At 71.2% G+C, this 2,274-nt stretch carries 3 protein-coding genes and 1 pseudogene; 2 read left to right on the top strand and 2 right to left on the bottom strand.

Annotation, left to right across the window (positions count from 1 at the left end):
• Together R6V09_RS51335 and R6V09_RS51330 are read right to left on the bottom strand one after the other, a co-directional pair.
• Positions 1-536: pseudogene (locus R6V09_RS51335) on the bottom strand (acyl-CoA dehydrogenase); the annotation flags it as partial.
• A gap of 40 nt (positions 537-576) precedes the next feature.
• The gene (locus tag R6V09_RS51330) at positions 577-1,005 is read right to left on the bottom strand and encodes a nuclear transport factor 2 family protein (RefSeq protein WP_317888280.1); all 429 of its coding nucleotides are present in this window, start codon (positions 1,003-1,005) and stop codon (positions 577-579) included.
• Between the two features lie 159 nt (positions 1,006-1,164).
• Between R6V09_RS51330 and R6V09_RS51325 the strand changes: the two genes are divergently transcribed.
• On the top strand, positions 1,165-1,950 hold the full coding sequence (locus tag R6V09_RS51325) for an SDR family NAD(P)-dependent oxidoreductase (RefSeq protein ID WP_317888279.1): 786 nt from the start codon (positions 1,165-1,167) through the stop codon (positions 1,948-1,950).
• A gap of 8 nt (positions 1,951-1,958) precedes the next feature.
• The coding region (locus tag R6V09_RS51320; protein ID WP_317888278.1) for a DUF6081 family protein at positions 1,959-2,274 on the top strand (316 nt) is incomplete at its 3' end.

The following is a 2,274-nucleotide window of genomic DNA, read 5'->3' as shown; positions in this document are numbered from 1 at the left end:
GCGCCGGTGCGGGCCAGCACCACCAGGGCCTCGGCCCGGGCCGCGTTGGTCACCACCGCCTTGTGCCCCTGGAGCAGCAGACCGCCTGCCCCGTCGGGGAAGGCGGTGACGCTGCTGGCGCTGAAGTCGTTGCCGTGGGCGATGTCCTGGAACATCACCGAGATACGGCCGCCGTCCAGCAACAGCCGGGCGACGCGGGCCTGTTGGGCGTCGGAGCCGTGGGCCCACACGGCCACCGCGGCCACGAGCGAGTCCCCGCCGAAGCCGAGCCCGAGCGAGAAGTCACGCCGGAAGACCGCGCGCAGCAGCCGGGCGGGTGTGTCGAACCGGTGCAGCCGGCCGCCCAGCGCGACGGGCACCAGCTCCTCGTGCAGCCCGAAACCGCTCAGCAACTGCTCGCCGCCGGGCGGCAGTTCGCGTTGCCGATCGGCTTCCAGCACCGCGCGGTGGCCGAGCGGGTGCGTCGCGTCCAGCGGGTCGCCGAGCAGTTCCTCCAGGGCCCGCACGCGGTCCGTCGGATCCGCCGAAGACGGCATGGCTCTTCCCTCCTCCGCCCGGACTGCGGCGGATGTCTCCTCAGAACATCTGATCGTGCGTCACCAGCCGTGAGCGGGTGAGTACTTGGCCGTCGGAGACCTCAAGGACGTCGTGCACGACGCAGCTCGGCGCGATCTCCGGCTTGCCGCCCGGGCGGACGGTGACGACCAGGGCGTACACGGTGGAGGCCAGCGAGCCGTCCGCCCGCGGGGTGAGCGCGATGTGGGTGAACCAGTGGCGGCGCTGCACCGGGTCGCCGTCGAAGCGCTTGTGGAACTCCACCAGTTCCTTCACGATCCCCGGCCGGGTACGGGCGGGCTCGGCTCCGGGGGAGTGCTGGAAGGTGCCGTCCTCGGTGAAGGTGGCCGCGTAGTCCTCGAAACGCAGGCCGTCCAGCGCCTGCATCTGGTGGGCGTAGAAGTGCTGCACCTGCGAGTACACGTCGGTCGTCGCGAGGGTCTCGGTCATTGAACTCTCCTGTTCCGGGCGCCGGTTGACCCGCCCACAGTTCCCCGACCGACTCGAACCCGGCTCGAAGCCCGCTGCTCAAGGCGGTCGCGAGGCCCGCTCCAGACCACGCCCCGACTCTCCAAGGGCACCGTCCGACGCTCGGACCATGGAGGAAAGATGACGCAGACAGCGGCGCCGGTGGCGCTGGTGACCGGGGCGACCAGCGGTATCGGGCTGGAGATCGCCGAACGCCTCGCCTCGCTCGGGGCACGGGTCTTCCTGTGCGCCCGGCGCGCCGAGGAACTGAACACCACCGTCAAGGTTCTTACGGAGAAGGGGTACGAGGCCGACGGCACCGTCTGCGACGTGGCGAGCGCCGACCAGATCCGGGCCTTCGTGCGTGCGGCGGTCGACCGGTTCGGGCAGGTCGACATCCTCGTCAACAACGCGGGCCGCAGCGGCGGCGGCGCGACCGCCGAGATCGACGACGAGCTGTGGCTCGACGTCATCAACACCAACCTGAACAGCGTCTTCCTGATGACGAAGGAAGTCCTCACCACGGGCGGCATGCTCACCGCCGGCCGGGGCCGCATCATCAGCATCGCCTCCACCGGCGGCAAACAGGGCGTGGTGCACGCCGCGCCCTACTCCGCGTCCAAGCACGGCGTCGTGGGCTTCACCAAGGCCCTCGGCCTGGAGCTGGCCCGCACCGGCATCACCGTCAACGCCGTCTGCCCCGGCTTCGTCGAGACCCCGATGGCCGAGAAGGTGCGCGAGCACTATGCCGGGATCTGGGGCGTGAGCGAGCAGGAGACCCACGACCGCATCACCGCCCGGGTGCCGTTGGGCCGCTATGTGACCACCCGTGAAGTGGCCGCCATGGTCGAGTACCTGGTCGGCGACGACGCGGCGGCCGTCACCGCGCAGGCCATCAACGTGTGCGGCGGGCTCGGCAACTACTGAGGAGAGCCTTGATCACGCAGCAGCACACCCCTGCCCCGGCCACCACGCTCGAACGCACCCTGTTCCAGGACGACTTCCGTGAGGGTCTGCGCTTCGAGGGCGTCGACCCGCCCTGGGAGCTGCGCAGCGCCGGGAGCTTCCCGCGCGGTGACGGGATCGTCCACCGTACGGCGGACGGCTTCGCGGTCGTCCCCACCGACGTGCATCCGGTCACCGGCGAACCCGCCTTCGCCCGGCCCTCGGGACCCGAACCGCCCAGCGCTCTGCTGCGCTGGACGGCGGCGCTGCGCGCCACCGCCGGTTCGGGCGTGCCGAGATCGGAAG

Origin of the sequence: Streptomyces sp. W16 (assembly GCF_033194735.1) — a bacterium.
Lineage (GTDB): Bacteria > Actinomycetota > Actinomycetes > Streptomycetales > Streptomycetaceae > Streptomyces.
Note: the sequence above shows the minus strand (reverse complement) of the source record. Positions and strands in the feature narration are given on the sequence as shown.

Bases quoted from the DNA above. Each gene is read 5' to 3' on its own strand.
- R6V09_RS51330 (WP_317888280.1), bottom strand. From the start codon at position 1,005: ATGACCGAGACCCTCGCGACGACCGACGTGTACTCGCAGGTGCAGCAC.
- R6V09_RS51325 (WP_317888279.1), top strand. From the start codon at position 1,165: ATGACGCAGACAGCGGCGCCGGTGGCGCTGGTGACCGGGGCGACCAGC.